The following is an 18,777-nucleotide window of genomic DNA, read 5'->3' as shown; positions in this document are numbered from 1 at the left end:
ATTCTCCTTTTATAATTAAACGGGCTAAAGCCCGTTTCTATTGAATAGCTTTATATCTGCTAAAAATAAAATATCCATAATTTTTGCCATTCCGGCTTCTCTGATTATTATATCATATTTTATAAGAAAATTCGTGTATTCTTAGCATCTATTTTCTGCCGCGAATACACGAATAAAATATATTAATAGATAAAAATGAAACTAAAAAAGCTTTTCCAAGTTTTTTTTATCAATATTTTTTTCAGTAGACTTAATTAGGGGTATCTTTCGTAACAGGTCCTACAGATACTTTTTCCTGAATTTTAATAAAATTCGGATCCATAATCGCCATACGTTCTGCAAGCGCTTTATAGGTTGGATATTTTAAAATAGATGCTCTGCCGGACATTTCTTTGAAAAGGGTAAAAGACTTTCCGCCAGCCGTTTTCAATTGTTTTGTTGTTGTAATATATTTCCCGATGAGTTTACTCTTTGCATCATAGATCTCAATATCAATAAAGCTTTTATCTATAATTTTATCATCTGAGCCAAAACTTACGGGTAAATTGGTAAAATATCCCACAGGAACACCATTACTGAGAATTTCACCTACCTTGTTTACTTCAAGATTCAGTTTATCGATCTTTTTTCTGATGGTATAGGCATCCTTCGTCTTACTGTCCAGTTTCCTTTTCGGAACATTTGAAAACAACTCATCCAGGGTCTTTACATTGATGCCTTTATTATCTATAATTTTAAAGTCTTTCACGGAAGTATAAACCGCAGATTTTTCTTCCCCGGAAAACGCAGAAGGTGAAGAATAGTCGACTTCGATGGTTTTATCCCTGTTATATACCCTATTGATTTGTATATAACTGTCCCTCACAGAATCAACAATACTTTTATCAATAAATTTTATAGTGTACAAAGGCGTTTCCTTTAAGTCCATGAAAGTGTATTCATTGGACTTATTTGAAATTTTAGCCACCGGGATTCCATCTAAATTGATAATTCCTCTTTTGGTTTTAATATTCTGAGCATTGAGGAATATACCCAAAATTGTAAAGAATATGATTATACTTTTCTTCATAGAACCAGATTTTTACATGAAATGAAATAAAAAAAGTGTAACCAAAGTTACACTTTTTTGAAAATATATTTAGCTTTTCATTTAATTATTCGCAAAGGATAATTCCTTTGTTATGATTAAATTCCACAACACCGCTTTTGATAGAATATGAAAAGATAGAATCTTTATCATTTTCCTTGGTAAGGTTTTTAGCGTAAGCTTCATTTACAGAGTTTGTAAAAAGCTTCACTTTACCACCAACTAAAGAAGAAACGATTCCTGCGTGGTTTTTCATGATGTGGAATTCACCATTCTTTCCAGGCAATAACACTGAGTTTACTTCTCCTTCAAAAACTACGTATTCTGGTGTTAAAATTTTTATATTCATTTTAATTTAGATTAAAAGATTAAAAGATTGAAAGATTAAAAGATTTTGACATATTGAATGTCTCTCATCTCACGTCTAAGAATCTTATGTCTAATTATTAAGCGTTTTCAGCTAACATTTTTTGTCCAGCTTCGATAGCTTCCTCGATGGTTCCTTTCAAGTTGAAAGCAGCTTCTGGTAAGTGATCTAATTCACCATCCATAATCATGTTGAATCCTTTGATAGTATCTTTGATATCTACTAATGATCCTGGAATACCTGTAAACTGTTCTGCTACGTGGAAAGGCTGAGATAAGAATCTCTGAACTTTTCTTGCACGGTAAACAACTGATTTATCTTCTTCAGAAAGTTCTTCCATACCAAGAATCGCGATGATATCCTGAAGTGACTTGTATCTTTGAAGAATTTCTTTTACTCTTTGAGCACAGTTATAGTGATCGTGACCGATAACTTCTGGAGAAAGGATTCTTGAAGTAGATGCTAATGGATCTACCGCTGGGTAAATACCTAATGAAGCAATCTTTCTGTCAAGTACCGTCGTTGCATCTAAGTGAGCAAACGTTGTAGCAGGAGCCGGGTCAGTTAAGTCATCCGCAGGTACATATACTGCCTGTACTGAAGTAATTGAACCATTTTTAGTTGAAGTAATTCTTTCCTGCATCGCACCCATTTCAGAAGCAAGAGTTGGTTGGTAACCTACCGCTGATGGCATACGACCAAGTAGTGCAGATACCTCAGAACCAGCCTGTGTAAAACGGAAGATGTTGTCTACGAAGAAAAGTACATCTCTACCTTGCCCGCTTTCTCCACCATCTCTATAGTACTCAGCTAATGTAAGACCAGAAAGTGCTACTCTAGCTCTTGCACCTGGCGGCTCATTCATCTGTCCGAATACGAATGCAGCTTTAGATTCTTTCATAGCCTCTAGGTCTACTTTTGAAAGATCCCAACCTCCATTTTCCATAGAGTGCATAAAATCATCACCATACTTGATAATTCCTGATTCAAGCATCTCTCTCAAAAGGTCATTTCCTTCTCTCGTTCTTTCACCTACTCCGGCAAATACAGAAAGTCCTCCGTGTCCTTTTGCAATATTGTTAATCAACTCCTGAATCAATACAGTTTTACCTACACCGGCACCACCGAACAATCCAATTTTACCTCCTTTTGCATAAGGTTCAACTAGGTCGATTACTTTAATACCTGTAAATAAAACTTCTGCTGAAGTTGATAATTGATCAAATTTTGGAGCTGGTCTGTGAATTGGAAGACCACCATCCTTAGATATATTTTTAAGTCCGTCGATAGCATCACCAACAACGTTGAATAGTCTTCCGTTTACAGCCTCACCGATTGGCATAGTAATAGGATCTCCATATCCGATTACATCTTGACCTCTCTTAAGACCATCAGTAGCGTCCATTGCAATACATCTTACTGTATCTTCGCCAATATGTTGTTCTACCTCTAAAACTACTTTTTCACCGTTTTCTTTTGTAATTTCTAACGCGTCATAGATTGCTGGAACTGCTTCCACATCATTAAAGACAACGTCGATTACCGGACCAATAATTTGAGAAATTTTACCTTTAATTTGGTTTGCCATTGCTAAATTTTTTCTTGGTGCAAATATAGTGATTCTTCGTAAACACGCAATTGGTAAAAAAAAGATTTTTATCATGCTTTTTAATAAAAGAACCAAAGAAGAAAAACTCCTTTGGTTCTAACCTATCAATATTTTTTATTATTATTTAATTGCTTATTTCAGATAATCAATTAAATACTTATTTTTTTATAATCTTAACCACTTTTTGTGAACCATCTTTCATTTCCAACTTCAACATGTATATTCCGGAGCCAATCTCCTTTACATATAATTCTGATGAAGGCTTATCAAAAGTTTTAATCAATTTTCCAGAAATATCTGTAATTGAAATGGATCGTACATTTTCAATCTTATTAATACTGATTACCTCTGTAAATGGATTAGGATATATTTTTACTGCATTATTCCTATTTGTTACTTCTGCTGTACTTAGCTGTGAAGTCGTTACACTAATATCATCAACTTGCAAATAAAACTGATCAGCATCTGAGTAACAGTTAAATCCCATGTAATATGCTCCAGTAGTTTGAGGTATAAATGTTACGGTCTCCGTATGAATATCTTCATCCGCAATATCCGGATAATCTGCTAGTTGATTGGTCATTGAAGAGCTATTAGGATTCATTCCGTAAGCCACTTTTAGCTTTTCATCAAATCCGCTTCCTGAATAGGTGAATGTCAATTTATATTCTACTCCACTTACAAGATTCAGACCTGGGGTAAAAAACCAGGCATTAGCATCATTGGAGGAGTGATATTTATAGGTTAATGCCTTACTGTCAATACCGGTAAAGGCATTCTGTCTGGTAGTCCAGTCATTCCCTGAACCTGCATTTTCTATGGTAGAACAAGTGGGCAATGCCGGCGTTGTTACACTTTCAAAATCTTCAGTATAGGGTAAATTCAAAGGATTGCACTGTGCACTTATTTGAATTCCTAAAACAACTGCACCAATAAATAGTTTTTTATTCATAATATTTTCTTTCTAAAATACAAAAACAATCAATATAATGCAATTTTAAATGAGAATAAATCAATGAAAATAATAAAACCATTTAAATATAAATAATATTTCAAATAATTAAATTATATCATTATGAATAATTTTAAAGGCTTTATATTTGCAAATCAAATTTTTTCCGTTTTGAAAGTTTTCAAGAATTTTAAAGATTATTCCTCTCAAAAGCCTTTAGCATTGTCTTTAGGGATGTTTGACGGGGTACATCTTGGACATAAAAGTATTATTGATGAGCTCATTAAGGTAGGAACAGAAAACAATCTGGAAACTGCTATTCTTACTTTCTGGCCACATCCGAGATTTGTTTTTAATCCCAATGAAGATTTAAAACTTCTGAATACCATAGAGGAAAAACAAGAACGTATTGAAAAATACAGCATTGATAATTTGTTTCTGAAGGAATTTGATGAAGAATTCAGAAATCTTACCGGAGAAGAATTTGTACGTCAGATCTTGATTGATAAACTTAATGTAAAATATCTTATTATAGGATACGATCATTCTTTCGGAAAAAATAAAAGCGGAAATTTTGAACTTCTTCAAAAGCTGTCTAAAGAACTTGATTTTGAAGTGGAACAGATGGAAGCCATTAATATTCATGAGAATAACATCAGTTCAACCAAAGTTCGTAATGCACTTTTAACTGGCAATATTAAAGAAGCCAATGAAATGTTGGGATACTCCTACCCTGTTTCCGGAACGGTGGTTCATGGAAAAAAAATTGGAAGAACTATTGGATATCCAACGGCCAATATTGATACGGAATCCATTAAACTTTTGCCTAAAAAAGGAGCTTATATTGTTGAAGTGGAAATAAAAGGTCAACAATACAAAGGAATGCTGAGCATTGGAACAAATCCTACGGTCAATGGAGAAAAACTAACCGTTGAAGTATATATCCTTGATTTTGATAAAGATATTTATAATGAAAAGATCACTGTGAGATTCAGAGACTTTCTTCATGATGAAATCAAGTTTGAAGGATTAGAGAAACTTATTGAACGGCTTGATGAAGATAAGCGACTAACAGAAGAATTTAATTTTTAAGATACAAAAAAGGCTATTCATCACTGAATAGCCTTTTAATTTTTTATTTCAAAATCTTTACGTAGATCTTTTGGGTGTCACTATTTAATTTCACATTAGGAAACGCTTTATCGTGGTCAATAAAAATATCTCCTTTTTCGTTGGCTTTTCCGTTACCATCAGAATCCCATTCAGTAGCAATATAATATTTTACTCCATTCGTAGGTTTTGGATTGATCTTGCTTTCCGCATCCTGTGGTACTGATAGTTCAATGGTAAAAGGAATTGTTTTTCCTTCAAATTCTTGTTCGGTAATTAATGTTGCAGGGGCATCTTGAAGGCCTTCACTCACTCCGTATAGACTTACTTTAAGCTTTGGATTTTTAATTGTGAATTTCTCTGTCCCTGTAAATTCAATCTTAAGATTTTCTGATTTCACACTCTCGGTACTTTCAGGAGTAGCTGGCTGCTCTTTTTTCTCTGTTTTATTACAACTTGATAATGTTAAGGCACCGGCTGCCATGAATAATAAAAGGTAGTTTCTCATATGTTCTTATTTTAATTAATTTCAGTTTAATATTTCACAGATACTTGATAACAAAATCCGTACCTGAATCAATTTTACTTTACATCAGGAATTAAAATTTTTAAGAATTATTAATGGTATGCTGTACTTTTTTGGTAAGCGACTTAAACACTAAATCGTAAGAATGATCTATTAATTTAAAAATTAAATCTCTTTTTAACCCATCCAAATACACTGAGTTCCAATGGATTTTATTCATATGATATGCTCCCGTAATCTGAGGATATTGCTCCCGAAGTTCCGCACTCCATTCCGGATCTGTCTTTACATTGATCGACAATGGCTGCCTTTCAAGACCCATCAACAGAAACATTTTGGTATCCACCTTCAATACAAGGGTTTCATTATCAAATGGAAAACTTTCTGTAACCGCTTTTTTAGTAAGACAATAGTCTAATATTTCGTTGGCATCCATAGATTTATAAGTAATGAGTAATAGGTAATTAGTAATATGATTAATGATAATTGAGTTTTTAAAATACAATCAGATGTTTAAGATATTCTTTTATCTTTTATCTTTTATCTTTTATCTTTTATCTTTTATCTTTTATCTTTTATTCAAATTTAGTAAATTTAAGAAAGAAAATACCATTATATCAAACCCGATTGTTATGAAAGCTTTAGTAATAGGTGCCACAGGCGCTACAGGAAAAGACTTGGTGAATCAGCTACTTAATGACAAGGCTTTTGAAGAAGTCGATATTTTTGTAAGAAAACCGGTTGACATTAAGAATGAAAAGCTAAAAGTTCATATTGTAAATTTTGAAAATCCTGGAGAATGGAAAGGAATGGTGAAAGGAGATGTTGCATTTTCATGTCTGGGAACAACTTTGAAAGATGCTGGAAGCAAGGAAGCTCAGAAAAAAGTAGATTTTGATTACCAATATGAATTTGCCAAAGCAGCCAGAGAGAATGATGTAGAGGATTATATCCTGGTTTCTGCTTATGGAGCCAATCCAAAATCTAAGATTTTCTATTCTAAAATGAAAGGTGAGCTGGAAGAAGCTGTAAAACAATTACATTTCAATAAAATCACCATTTTTAAACCTGGAATGCTGGAGCGAAAAAGTTCTGAGAGAACCGGTGAAGTTCTGGGCAGCAGGATTATAAAATTTGCTAATAAATTAGGCTTATTCGAAAGTCAAAAGCCTTTACCTACAGATATTCTAGCAAAGGCAATGATTAATTCTTCTAAGATAAAAAGTAATGGATACTCCAGTATTAAACTGGGTAATATTTTTTGTTTTGCGGAAAAGGGTATTGATGGATGATAAAATATTATACTAAAAAACCTGTGTAAATCCGTGCAATCTGTGGTAATTTTTATTTAACCACAGATTTTCGCAGATTGGCACAGATACTTTGATTTAGTTTGTTTTTTTAAGATTCGGAACAAAATATAATTTATTTTGTGGTCTTACTTCCCATGCTTTGTCCCAATTTCTCATATTCAGTATCATTAGGTTCCCAAAGCTCTATTTTATTTCCCTCAATATCCATTATATGAACAAACTTTCCGTAATCATAGGCTTCAATTTTGTCCAGAATGGTTACGTTTTCTTTTTTTAACTGCTCAACCAACTTTTCAAGATCGTGAACCCGATAATTAATCATAAAATCTTTTTCTGAAGGTTGGAAATATTTTGTTTTTTCACTGAAAGGACTCCATTGGCTGAAACCTTTTTTAGAATTATCTGCTCCTTGATACCATTCAAAGACAGATCCATATTCATTGACTTCAAAACCTAAATGTTCTTTATACCATTCTCTCATTTTTTTGGGATCTTTGGATTTAAAAAAGATTCCACCTATCCCTGTTACTCTTTTCAGAGCGTCAGATTCTTTTTCTGTCACTGCTTTAAAGGCAAATCCTGATAAAAAAGCTGCCAGAATGCAAACTGCAAAAAATATTTTTTTCATGAGTTATTGTTTATTTTAAAATAAAAAAAGTGGATGTAATCATCCACTTTGTAAAAATATACTTTTTTATTTCTTATTTCAAATATTTTGTAATTGACTCACTTGTAGGTTTTGTAGTACTTACAAAACTATCAATCAGCTTTCCATTCTCATCAACCAGGAATTTGGTAAAGTTCCAAAGGATAGCTGTATTTTTTACTCCGTTCAACTCCTGTTCTGTTAAATATTTAAAGATAGGTGCCGTATCATCTCCTTTTACAGAAACTTTCGCTGCCATAGGAAATGTCACACCATAGTTTTTCTGGCAGAATGTTCCGATTTCAGCATTGGTTCCAGGTTCCTGTCCGCCAAAATTATTGGCTGGGAAGCCTACGATTACCAGTTTGTCCTTATATTCTTCATATAGTTTTTCAAGGTCTGCATACTGAGGAGTAAAACCACACTCAGAAGCTGTATTCACGATCAGGATTTTCTTTCCTTTGAAATCTGCAAAGTTGATCTCCTTACCATCAAGGCTTTCAACTTTAAAGTCATATATTGTTTTTCCCATAAGTTCTTTGGTTTTAGCTTGAGAAATTTCACTTTTTTGATTGGTGCAGCTTTGCAGAAACGCGATAAAAGAAAGCAGCATTAAAAAAATATTTTTCATTTCTTATAAATTTAAGCAACCGAAGCTGCAGATGAATTAAAACTTAAAAATATTGGCAGGAAAGACCTTGTTAATATCTATTCTGTTAAGAAGCATCACATAGTCTCCATCTTTTTTAGGACTTGAAGATTCTATTCTGAAAGGCATCGTAAGGTTTCCTACTTTTTTATAATCGGAATATACTACCGTTTCTTCTTTTTTAATCTCCTTTAAAAGCATGTAAGTTGTTGTATCAAAATAATACATATTCTTATTCACATTCTTTGTTAGTTCCACTTTATGACAATAAATCTCCCCCACTTTTTCTTTTCCAAGATATTTAGCATCAAAGCCTTTATTTTCCCAGTCAATAAAATCATTATCAAAGTTTTCCGGTACATATTCCGGATATACCTGAAGTTTATTGGCGGCATAGTTCATCGCATAACCTTTGTTTCCGTCAAAACCTTCAATTGCAGTTTCTTTTCCTCCAATTACAATAATCGTTTTGGTAAGATTAGGGCGCTGTTGATATATTTTTATAGGATACTCATCCTTAATTCCCAATACCACTTTTCCTTGCAGCAATACGGAGTTTAAAAGCTTCCAATTGGTTAAACCTCCGGATAATTCAATATTTTTATCTATAATTTCCTTTGCGGTTTGAGCATAGTACAATGAACTCGTAACGGTAAAAAGGAGTAAGTATATTATTTTTTTCATTTAATTTTATTAAAATAGTTATTTAAAGAAGAATTAAAAATCAAGTCTAACTTGCTATTTTTATTTTGAGGAACCTGATTTTCATTTATATATTTAAAAATCATTCCCGGATCTTCTTTAAAACCTAACGTTTTTGTAAGATATAATATTTTATTTTCAAATTTTACAGGTGACAATTTTGAAATTTCAAAACTGAACGGTAAAATAATACTTATAAAATAAGACCTTTATCAAAAACTTATTTATCAATTCAAATATAAGGGGAATTGGGATAAAAAGCAAAAGACTGAGAAAGTATGAGTCGTATTATTATTCTCAAGTTCTCTCGTTTTTCAAATTAAATCAGCTTTCTTGCTTTTTCCAGGTCTTCCGGTGTATCGATGCCTACTCCAACGAAATTGGTTTCTATCATTTTGATTTTCATTCCATATTCCAGATAGCGGATGCATTCGATCTTTTCGGATATCTCCAGGGGTTTCATTTCAAGTTTAGAAAATTGTAATAAAGCTTCTTTTCTGAATGCATACACTCCAATATGCTTAAAGTAGCTCACATCATAAGAAACTTCTCTGTGAAAAGGAATTGCGGAACGGCTAAAATATAGGGCAAAACCGTTATTATCCGTTATTACTTTTACATTATTCGGGTTTTCTATTTCTGTTTTTTCGGACAATTTTATTTTAAGGGAAGCCAGGGAAATCTCCTGTTGATCGTCTTGTTTAAAAACTTCAATCAACTGCTTCAAAGGTTCCAGTTTAAGGAATGGTTCATCTCCCTGAACATTAATAACGATGTCACAATCTATATTTTGTACAGCTTCAGCAATACGGTCACTTCCTGTTTCATGCTGTCCTGTCATTACAGCTTTTCCTCCGTTCTTAGTGATTTCATTCAGGATAATTTCAGAATCAGTTGCTACAAATACTTCATCAAACAGTCCTGTTTCCACAACATTTTGATAAGTAGTAGTAATAACAGTTTTTTCTCCCAGAATCTGCATCAGTTTTCCCGGAAAACGGCTTGCTTCATAGCGCGCAGGGATAACAGCGATTATTTTCATTCAGTAAATATTAATTAAGTCTTTTCAAGCCAATATCTCCAAAAAAATGAATGATATGGCTTATTCAGACCAAAAATAGTGAAAACTATTTTAGTTTGTTCTATAAAATGTGGTATTCTAACCAAATTCTCTATTAAACGCTATAATTTTATCTCTTTTAAAAAAAACAAAATTCCCACATTCTTATTGAAGATGTGGGAATCGGGTATAGATTTTTATTTAAATGAGTCAGTTGTTAAAAAGATAGCTTTACGCCTACCATATTGTATTCCCATTGGCGGGATGCCATAAGGTCAAATTTATATTTTGTTTTTCCTATTGTTCCTTCTGAGGTTGTATACCTGCTTTTTGATATGGTTTTTCCAATAAAATATCCCATTAATAATGCTAAAGGATAATCTGATGCCCAGTGAACTTTACTTTGCATCATCTGAAAACATAAAGCTCCGGCTAATGTATACCCTACAGGTTTTATCCATCGAGCATCCGGATAATTGTCTGCAATAACGGTGATCCCAGCCATAAAGGTTGTTAAGTGTCCGGATGGCATAGCATCATAATTAGAAGTATATTTTCCAAATGCTGAAAAACTTGGGAACGGATTCCATGCCCCTCCTTTATTTCCGTTTTCTTCCGCAATAAACGGACTTTCTCTTCCGGTGATTCTTTTGATCGTTTGGGTGAAAACTCCGGAAAGAATTAAACTTTCCATTAATCCACTCGCTGTTGCCTGTGCTCTGTAATCATTTTTAATTAAACCATAGGCTCCGAAACCGATTCCAAGAAATACTAATGTAGATCCATTTCCTATAAGATACAATGTAGATCCGATATCTTTAGGAATTTTGAAAACACCACCCAATTTGGTATAGTTGTTATCTTTATCCATACCCCATCTTTCACCCAACTCTCTTGAGTTATCGATGAGTTTCTGATCAAAAGGCAAAAGGATCAGTGTTGAAGCAACGGCACCTCCTAAATAGTAGGCATGATCTTTTGCTACAAAATCTTTATTGGTATCAATAAAATTTCGCGGAAGCTTGGTTACAAAATCCAGAAGTTTAGGTTTTGGATATGTTCTGACAGAACCGTCTTTCAGAGTGTAAGTTTGTACTTTAGGTAAGTCTGGTACTGGCGACAGTTCCTTTACCTGTAACGTATCTACTTCTTGCGAACATACCAGTATAGACATTGGCAGCAGCAAAAATCTCAATTTTTTCATCGTTGTTGTTTTCAACCCTGTTTATTCTTAGCTTATAAAAGCCCCAAAGATAAATCCTTGTTGACTTTACTACAAAATGTTTACTTATTTTTTAATATTTATTTAATTTTTTTATAAAATACCCATCTAATTTAGTTTATATAATTGATAAAGAAGATGATTCCATAGCCCCATAAAATATAGAGAAATGAGTATAAAAAGCTGAGTCCAACGCTTTTAACCAGATCTCCTTTACATTTTCCAGCGTTTTTAAACACATAACAATGTTCGAAAAAAAATACAATCCTAACGTGATAAAAAGGAAAAATGCTCCTGCCAGAATAGAGGTCGATAAGATAGAATTTTGAAATAAAGATCGGTGATCTTCTTTTCCGGAAAGCCAAACACTGATAATCACTACTGTGATAATAGCCAGTGTAGAATAAAATAAATATTTTGTTTCAATAAAGGATTTTCTTGGAAATTTCATGAGTTATTAAACTATAAAAATGCTTCGACTCCGCTCAGCGTGACAATGGTATTAAGATTTATAAGCCTTAACGATGTCATGCTAAACGGAGTCGAAGTATATATTTATTTGAAGTTACTTCAAGTTATTCAAAGCTGTTTCCAATTTCGGAAGCATTACTTTGATCTCATCAACAGCTAATCCTCCAACGGAAGCACGGAACCAAGGCTCTGATTTATCTTCTCCGAAAGCTGAGAATGGTACTAAAGCTACCCCTGCTTCATTGATTAGGTAGAATACAAGATCAGAAGAGTTTTCAATTACCGCTCCATCCGGTTTTGTTTTTCCTATATAATCTAATTTAATGGTAAGATAAAGAGCACCCATCGGTTCGATACTGTCTACCGCTAAACCTTTTCCTTTCAGATCCTGAACTCCTCCGTGAAGAACTTTTAAACTTTCTTCAAGTTTTCCTTTGAAATCTTCTACGAATACGTTTACATTTTCAGGATTTTCATAGAATTTTGCTGTAGCTTCCTGCTCTGGTTTTGGCGCCCAAGCTCCAACGTGCGTAAGAAGAGCCTTCATTTTATCAATAATGTGTGCAGGACCGAATCCCCATCCTACACGTACTCCTGTAGCAGCCAAACATTTTGAAATTCCATCAATATATACAGTATATTCCTTCATTTCAGGGAAAAGAGAAACCGGATCTACGTGTTCTGCACCAAATGTAAGGTTAGAATAGATTTGGTCATACATAAGGTATAACGGTTTTTCGTCTGCTCCTCTTTTCTTGTTTTCAGCAATTACCAATTCACAAATTTCTGAAAGTTGCTCTCTTGTGAACATTGTTCCTGTTGGATTCAATGGTGAGCAAAGGGCTAACAAAACAGCTCCCTCCAAATGAGGTCTTAAATCATCTGCTGTAGGAAGGAAATTGGTTTCAGGCTTTGTTTTTACTTCTATAGCATTGGCAGAAGTAAGGTAAGCATAATGGTTGTTATTCCATGATGGTGTAGGATATATTACTTTATCTCCTTCATCTACAATGGTTTTGTATACTGCATAGATCAAAGGTCTTGATCCAGCCGTAATCAAAATATCATTAGGAGAATAGTCCAGGTTCCATCTATTTTTTAAATCCTTGGATACCTCTTTTCTTAAAGATAAAAGTCCGTTGGCAGGTGGATAGTTTGTCAGGTTATTCTGATAGGCTTTCTGAATTTCTTCCTTCAGCAATGCTGGAATAGGATAGATATTAGAATTCAGGTCACCAATAGTAAGATTGGCAATTTGTGCACCTTTTGCTTTTAGATCATTTACTTCGTTACCAATTTTTACAATTTCAGAACCGATCAGGTTCGCTGCTAATTTTGAAACTTTCACTTTATTCTTATTTAAAATTTACTAATATTATCTTCTCAGATTAATTTTGTCTTCTATTTGATCCACAGGAACGTGGGCATCGTAAGCGGCTATTAGTTCTTTAGTTTTTTTCGCGGTAGTAGAATTTGGATATTTTTTGATGAGTTTGTTATATGCTTCTCTTTTATCATCATAAATTTTTCCTTCCTCACTATCATAAATACGATCACTGTCCATTCCCAGAAGATAGTCCAGCAAATAATCGTTATATATATTTCTTGCAGCCTTTATCAACGGGCTTTTAGGATATTTATTAATAAAATTCTCCCAAGCGATCAATCGGTCTCCCAACTCTTCCCAGGTAATTAAGAGGCCACCATTCACAGCATAATTTTCCTTATTATCTTTTGCCTTCTGTAAGATGTAAGCATCATAATCAGGAGTTACCTTATTCTTAAAAACAGACTCATAATATCCCGGCAACGAATGAATTTCTGTAAGACCTTCTCCCATCTCGCGGAATTCAAGACCTACTTTATTCAACTCGGCGGCCATTTTCTTTATGTGATCCGGCAGATTATAGGTCTCAGGTCCTGTATGATAATCGATATATTTGTCAAGCACCTCAGTTTGAGACGTATTCAAACAATCGGTGTACTTATCTCTGATTTTCACATAAGCTTCATACACTTTATTGTTCTGCTCCAGACTGTTTCCTGCAATCTCTTTATTTATTTTAGTACGATACCATTGTAAAGCTGTAATATAATCTTCCGTTTTATTTTCTGAAGAACACGCTGTATCAATGGGTTTATACTGATTCTCTTTGGTTTCGTTTTTAGCTATTGAGTCATTTGCAGGTTTTACATCAGAAACCGTAGTTTCCTTTTTACAGGAAACTACAGCTACAGACAGCATAAAAACTGCTATAATTTTTTTTATCATTCTTCTTTATCAGTAGATTAATCCAGCTTTAAGTCTGTTTTAACGGCCTGAATTTTAGCTTCTAATGATTTCAGTTTATCTTTAAAGTCTGCTTCAGAAGAGATGGCATCTTTTACTGAAACATAGAATTTAATTTTTGGTTCTGTTCCTGAAGGTCTTACGCAAACCTTTGTTCCATCTTGTGTATAGTAAATCAATACGTTAGATTGTGGAATTTCGTTCATTACTTTTTTCTCTCCTGTAGAAATGGTAAGACTTGTCTGCTCTTTGAAATCTTTTACTTCTTCCACTAATGAGCCAGCCAATTCTTTTGGTGGATTTTCACGGAAGTCTTTCATCATATTCTGAATTTCTTCAGCACCTTGTCTTCCCTTTCTAACAATATTGATTAATCCTTCAAAGTACATCCCCAGATCTTCATAGATTTCGATCATGTACTGATACATTGTTTTACCGTTAGCTTTACACCAAGCAGCAATTTCACAAGCCAAAAGGATACTTCCACAAGAGTCTTTATCACGAACAAAATCTCCAGTCATAAATCCGAAACTTTCTTCTCCACCGCACACAAATTTCTGAGTTCCTTCAGCTTCACGGATCATTTTTCCGATCCATTTGAATCCTGTAAGACCCACTTTGCATTCAACACCAAATTTTTGGGCAATATCATAGAAAATATCAGAAGTTACTATTGTTGAACCGATGAATTCTTTACCTGTAATTCTTCCCTGCTTTCTCCATTCGTTCAGAATGTAATAAGTAAGGATAGTATTGGTTTGGTTTCCATTCAATAACTGCATTTCACCCTCAAGGTTTCTTACAGCAATTCCTAATCTGTCACCATCCGGGTCTGTTCCGATAACGATATCCGCATTGGTTATTTTTGCCAGATCCATTGCCATTTCCAACGCAGCAGGTTCTTCCGGGTTTGGAGAGTCTACAGTTGGGAAATTCCCACTTGGGATCATCTGCTCTTTAACAAGATCTACTTTTTTGAAACCTGCTTTTGCCAGCGCTTTAGGAATCGTAGTATAAGTGGTCCCATGAATAGAAGTGAAAACAATATTTAAGTTTTCTTTTCCTTCATTCTGGTACGTAGAATTTTCAATACATGCATCAATGTAAACATCATCCTGCTCCTCTCCGATCCATTCAATCAGATCATCATTCCCGTTGAATTTGATTTCTTCAAATTTTACAGAATATACTTCTTTGATGATCGCTTCATCGTTTGGCGGTACAATTTGTGCACCGTCATTCCAATATACTTTGTAACCATTATATTCAGGTGGATTGTGAGAAGCCGTTAAAACGATTCCTCCGTTACATTTTTTATCACGAACCGTAAAAGAAAGTTCAGGAGTGGGTCTGTGATCTTTGAAAAGCAATACTTTAATTCCGTTTGCCGTTAAAACATCTGCTACCAGTTTTCCGAATTCTTTTGAATTATGGCGAACATCATAGGCAATGGCTACTTTAATTTCCTCTCCCTTGAACTGTTCCAACATATAATTAGCCAATCCCTGAGTCGCCTGTCCTAGCGTATATTTATTTAAGCGGTTGGTTCCTACTCCCATAATTCCACGCATACCTCCTGTTCCGAATTCCAATTCTCTGTAAAAAGAATCTTCCAGATCCGGGGAATTGCTGTCGATTAATGCCTGTACTGCCTTTCTCGTTTCTTCATCGAAGGTCTCACTTAACCAAAGTTTCGCTTTTTCTAATGTGTTCATATTTAGTTTAGTTTGGAAGCTGGAGGCTGGAAGAGGGAGGTAGTTTTTGTCCCAGTTCAACCTTTCAGCTTTTTGATTTATTATTTTGTCTTTTATCAGGCTGGAAGTAGGAAGCTGGGAGATGGAAGATATGCATTCCCTAATTCAGACTTCTGCCTTTTATTTAATTATTCTATTTTTGGCTTGATTAAAAAGTGAAAAATGAAGTTTGGTAAACTAGAATTACCTCCAGCTTCCGGCTCCCATCTTCCAGCCCTCTAATCTAATTTCTTATTCTCAACTTTTGTTGTTTTCTCTATTTTAAATGCTCTGATCGGATCATTATAGTAAATAAATTTTGCTGTATTCTGAATATTTCCTTTCAAAGAGTCTTTTACATTCACTTCAGCATAGTTTCCATTTTTGGAATCGATATTCAGATTGGTAATTTTCCAATAAGGAGCAATTAGACTTGCAGTATCGGAAATTTTTATCACAGCATCTTTGGATAATCCTAAAAAGTTAGCACGGCTTCTGTTATGCATTTCTACCTCTGCTCTTCTTGTGTTGACAAATCCCATGAAGCTTGCATTATTTTTCATATTCAGTCTGAAATTATCTGTTTTAATTTCACTTGAAATATTCACTTCTACTGAGTCAGAAACGGCTACTTTCTCAAGATTATATTTTGAATAGATGGTTACATTGTAAAAATCTACACCTTTTGTTCCTCTTTTTTCCTTAATAATAAGGGTTTTGTCTTTTACATCTACATCCAGATTACTCGCTACGTTGGGATAGGTTTCTATTTCCACGAAGTTTTTCGGGCCTTTGGCATAAAATACACGGAACTTACCGGTCAGATCCAGATTTACAAATTCCGGAACATCCACATCTTTCTTCTCAATATTTCCTTTTGGAGATACTTTTCCACAAGAAACTACTGCAACCAACATCAATGTGTATAGTACTTTTTTCATATTTAATTTTAAATATTCTATTGACGATCATTTACCGAAAGTTTTCAGGACTTTCAATAATATCTTTTAACAAAAATAGGATTAAAATTTCTAAAAATCTTTGTCTTTTGACAATAAAATACCTGATAATTTTCAATTTTTTAGTTTCCAGGTGAATGCTATTTTTTGTATTTCATTCTTTTATAAAACCATGTATTAGGTTTCTCAGAGATTGATGACAACAGCAAATATTCTTTATTGATATAGGCGATTTTCATTTTTACTGTATCTTTACCTTCATTGTATTTCATTTTCAGCAGGGTATCTTTATTTTGGTAATTTCCCGTAAGCTCTTTAGAATTAAAGGATTTATTTTGATGAAAACTCAAAATGCCTGTTCCGTACTTAGAATGGTTCTGTTTATTTTTCAAGGTATCGATCTTTGGCACTGTTCCTTCATATAGTTCTATAAATTCCCATGAACCTATCAGTTTATTAGATGAACATGAGGATATAAACAATAGGATTACAATAATTAACAGTCTTTCTATATTCAGCATTTAATATTATTTAATGGTTATTTTGGAAGTAAAAATAAATAAAAAACACCCTATTTACTATGGGTGCTTTTCTTTATATTCTTTATATAGGACTTATTTAATTTTAACGCAAAGTTCTCTGATCAATAATGAGAGTAACATTCATTTCATAACTTCCCTTAAAGTTCAATTTTATTTTATCTGCTTTTTTTTCAAGGGTATACAATGCTGATTCTCCATTCTCTGTGACTTCTGAATTATAAAAACTATAAATAGACCACACGATCTTTTTTGGCATTATATCCGTAAATGTGTTTCCTGATCTTCACTTCATCTTTTTTATCCGCTTTTTCATCAGCAACATATCCTTCTTTATCAATCATCTTATTCACCTTATACACAAGAGTATAAGGTTTGGAGGGCTGTGCTAATGTATTAATGCACAACAGGAATGCGATAAGATAAATTATTTTTTCATCTTACACTAATATCGGAAAATAAAGAATCAGTTCCAAAAGTCAGGAAGCTGAGATCAGAAAAAATCCCTCAAAAAGACTATTTCTTCCTGAGGGATTCCATTATTTTAAATTGATATAATACAGTTATTTTAATTCACTATATCACTTCATCAATATTATAATTCTTATGCTCACGATTTGTCCTGATAATCATTTCTCCCAGGAATCCCGCTACAAACAATAACGTTCCCATAATCATCATGGTTAAAGCAATGTAGAACCAAGGATTATTAGTGATTAAGTGGCCATAAATTCCTCTGGCTACATCAATCAGTTTGGATACTCCCAGCCACAGTGCTGAAAGGAAACCAAAGATGAACATCACGGTTCCTACCGCTCCGAAAAAATGCATAGGCCTTCCTCCAAAACGACTTACAAACCAAAGAGTTACCAGATCTAAAAATCCTCTAACAAATCTTTCCGTTCCGAATTTTGAAGTTCCGTAAGGTCTTGCCTGATGCTGTACCTCTTTTTCCGTAATTCTTCTGAATCCTGCATTGGCAGCCAATACCGGAATGTAACGATGCATGTCTCCATATACATCTACAGATTTTACCACTTGTCTTTTGTAAGCTTTCAAACCACAGTTGAAATCGTGAAGATAAACTCCTGAAACTTTTCTTGCCGCTGCGTTGAATAGTTTTGACGGAATATTTTTCGTCATTACATTATCAAAACGTTTCTTTTTCCAACCGGAAACAATATCGTAATTATCATGAATCACCATATTGTACAGTTCCGGAATCTCTTCCGGAAAATCCTGTAAGTCTGCATCCATGGTAATTACCACATCTCCGTTTGTTCTTTCAAAAGCGGCATGAAGAGCCTGTGATTTCCCATAATTTCGGGAAAATTTAATCGCGTGGATTTGAGGGTACTGTACTTTTAAGTTCTCAATAATACTCCACGATAAATCCGTACTTCCATCGTCCACAAACCAGATCTCGTAAGATAAGCTATTGGTTTGGCAGACTTTATCAATCCTTGAAAAAAGCTCTTCCAGAGAGTCTTCTTCGTTCAGTAACGGAATAACTATAGATAAGTTCATTTAATTTTAATAAAA

21 protein-coding genes are annotated in these 18,777 nt (G+C 33.9%); 2 read left to right on the top strand and 19 right to left on the bottom strand.

The window, feature by feature from the left end; genetic code table 11:
• Positions 1 to 250: 250 nt before the first annotated feature.
• The 4 genes from EG344_RS21455 to EG344_RS21440 form a co-directional block, all read right to left on the bottom strand.
• Entirely contained in the window at positions 251 to 1,069 is an 819-nt protein-coding gene (locus EG344_RS21455; RefSeq protein WP_123911336.1) for a hypothetical protein, read from the bottom strand.
• An 85-nt stretch (positions 1,070 to 1,154) separates the two neighbouring features.
• The gene (locus tag EG344_RS21450; RefSeq protein WP_123911335.1) at positions 1,155 to 1,436 is read right to left on the bottom strand and encodes a FoF1 ATP synthase subunit delta/epsilon; all 282 of its coding nucleotides are present in this window, start codon (positions 1,434 to 1,436) and stop codon (positions 1,155 to 1,157) included.
• A 97-nt stretch (positions 1,437 to 1,533) separates the two neighbouring features.
• Entirely contained in the window at positions 1,534 to 3,042 is a 1,509-nt protein-coding gene (gene atpD / locus EG344_RS21445; RefSeq protein WP_123911334.1) for a F0F1 ATP synthase subunit beta, read from the bottom strand.
• A 178-nt stretch (positions 3,043 to 3,220) separates the two neighbouring features.
• Positions 3,221 to 4,015: a T9SS-dependent choice-of-anchor J family protein gene (locus tag EG344_RS21440; protein ID WP_123911333.1), complete on the bottom strand. Its 795-nt coding sequence runs from the start codon at positions 4,013 to 4,015 to the stop codon at positions 3,221 to 3,223.
• A 171-nt stretch (positions 4,016 to 4,186) separates the two neighbouring features.
• Here EG344_RS21440 and EG344_RS21435 point away from each other — a divergent pair, with 171 nt between their 5' ends.
• Positions 4,187 to 5,107: a bifunctional riboflavin kinase/FAD synthetase gene (locus EG344_RS21435; RefSeq protein ID WP_123911867.1), complete on the top strand. Its 921-nt coding sequence runs from the start codon at positions 4,187 to 4,189 to the stop codon at positions 5,105 to 5,107.
• A 43-nt stretch (positions 5,108 to 5,150) separates the two neighbouring features.
• Here EG344_RS21435 and EG344_RS21430 read toward each other — a convergent pair whose 3' ends face one another.
• Together EG344_RS21430 and EG344_RS21425 are read right to left on the bottom strand one after the other, a co-directional pair.
• Positions 5,151 to 5,633: a hypothetical protein gene (locus EG344_RS21430; protein ID WP_185145574.1), complete on the bottom strand. Its 483-nt coding sequence runs from the start codon at positions 5,631 to 5,633 to the stop codon at positions 5,151 to 5,153.
• A 100-nt stretch (positions 5,634 to 5,733) separates the two neighbouring features.
• Positions 5,734 to 6,087, bottom strand: a complete 354-nt coding sequence (locus EG344_RS21425) for an MmcQ/YjbR family DNA-binding protein (protein ID WP_123911332.1) — start codon at positions 6,085 to 6,087, stop codon at positions 5,734 to 5,736.
• Between the two features lie 196 nt (positions 6,088 to 6,283).
• On the opposite strand from EG344_RS21425, the gene EG344_RS21420 reads away from it, so the two are divergent.
• Complete coding sequence (locus tag EG344_RS21420) at positions 6,284 to 6,943, top strand: NAD(P)H-binding protein (protein ID WP_123911331.1); 660 nt, start codon at positions 6,284 to 6,286, stop codon at positions 6,941 to 6,943.
• 133 nt (positions 6,944 to 7,076) lie between these two features.
• On the opposite strand, the gene EG344_RS21415 is transcribed toward EG344_RS21420, so the two are convergent.
• The 13 genes from EG344_RS21415 to EG344_RS21355 all read right to left on the bottom strand — a co-directional run bounded on the left by EG344_RS21415 (position 7,077) and on the right by EG344_RS21355 (position 18,762).
• Positions 7,077 to 7,592: a VOC family protein gene (locus EG344_RS21415; RefSeq protein ID WP_317126482.1), complete on the bottom strand. Its 516-nt coding sequence runs from the start codon at positions 7,590 to 7,592 to the stop codon at positions 7,077 to 7,079.
• Between the two features lie 73 nt (positions 7,593 to 7,665).
• Positions 7,666 to 8,241, bottom strand: a complete 576-nt coding sequence (locus tag EG344_RS21410; protein ID WP_123911330.1) for a glutathione peroxidase — start codon at positions 8,239 to 8,241, stop codon at positions 7,666 to 7,668.
• A gap of 36 nt (positions 8,242 to 8,277) precedes the next feature.
• A complete protein-coding gene (locus EG344_RS21405) occupies positions 8,278 to 8,943 on the bottom strand; it encodes a histidine kinase (RefSeq protein ID WP_123911329.1) in 666 nt (221 codons plus the stop codon).
• Between the two features lie 337 nt (positions 8,944 to 9,280).
• Positions 9,281 to 10,003 (bottom strand): 3-deoxy-manno-octulosonate cytidylyltransferase, encoded by a 723-nt coding sequence (gene kdsB, locus EG344_RS21400; RefSeq protein ID WP_123911328.1) that lies wholly within the window; start codon positions 10,001 to 10,003, stop codon positions 9,281 to 9,283.
• 235 nt (positions 10,004 to 10,238) lie between these two features.
• Entirely contained in the window at positions 10,239 to 11,225 is a 987-nt protein-coding gene (locus EG344_RS21395) for a phosphatase PAP2 family protein (protein WP_123856018.1), read from the bottom strand.
• A gap of 136 nt (positions 11,226 to 11,361) precedes the next feature.
• On the bottom strand, positions 11,362 to 11,694 hold the full coding sequence (locus EG344_RS21390; protein WP_123911327.1) for a hypothetical protein: 333 nt from the start codon (positions 11,692 to 11,694) through the stop codon (positions 11,362 to 11,364).
• A 114-nt stretch (positions 11,695 to 11,808) separates the two neighbouring features.
• Complete coding sequence (locus tag EG344_RS21385; protein ID WP_123911326.1) at positions 11,809 to 13,062, bottom strand: pyridoxal phosphate-dependent aminotransferase; 1,254 nt, start codon at positions 13,060 to 13,062, stop codon at positions 11,809 to 11,811.
• Positions 13,063 to 13,089: 27 nt separating this feature from the next.
• Positions 13,090 to 13,986 (bottom strand): hypothetical protein, encoded by an 897-nt coding sequence (locus tag EG344_RS21380; RefSeq protein ID WP_123911325.1) that lies wholly within the window; start codon positions 13,984 to 13,986, stop codon positions 13,090 to 13,092.
• A gap of 17 nt (positions 13,987 to 14,003) precedes the next feature.
• On the bottom strand, positions 14,004 to 15,719 hold the full coding sequence (locus EG344_RS21375; RefSeq protein ID WP_123911324.1) for a phospho-sugar mutase: 1,716 nt from the start codon (positions 15,717 to 15,719) through the stop codon (positions 14,004 to 14,006).
• 257 nt (positions 15,720 to 15,976) lie between these two features.
• Positions 15,977 to 16,678 (bottom strand): GIN domain-containing protein, encoded by a 702-nt coding sequence (locus EG344_RS21370; protein WP_123911323.1) that lies wholly within the window; start codon positions 16,676 to 16,678, stop codon positions 15,977 to 15,979.
• A 158-nt stretch (positions 16,679 to 16,836) separates the two neighbouring features.
• Positions 16,837 to 17,217: a hypothetical protein gene (locus EG344_RS21365; protein ID WP_123911322.1), complete on the bottom strand. Its 381-nt coding sequence runs from the start codon at positions 17,215 to 17,217 to the stop codon at positions 16,837 to 16,839.
• Between the two features lie 245 nt (positions 17,218 to 17,462).
• A complete protein-coding gene (locus tag EG344_RS21360) occupies positions 17,463 to 17,642 on the bottom strand; it encodes a hypothetical protein (protein WP_123911321.1) in 180 nt (59 codons plus the stop codon).
• A 169-nt stretch (positions 17,643 to 17,811) separates the two neighbouring features.
• Entirely contained in the window at positions 17,812 to 18,762 is a 951-nt protein-coding gene (locus tag EG344_RS21355; RefSeq protein ID WP_123911320.1) for a glycosyltransferase family 2 protein, read from the bottom strand.
• Positions 18,763 to 18,777 lie beyond the last annotated feature (15 nt).

The sequence above is a fragment of the Chryseobacterium sp. G0162 genome (genome assembly GCF_003815715.1).
GTDB lineage: Bacteria > Bacteroidota > Bacteroidia > Flavobacteriales > Weeksellaceae > Chryseobacterium.
Note: the sequence above shows the minus strand (reverse complement) of the source record. Positions and strands in the feature narration are given on the sequence as shown.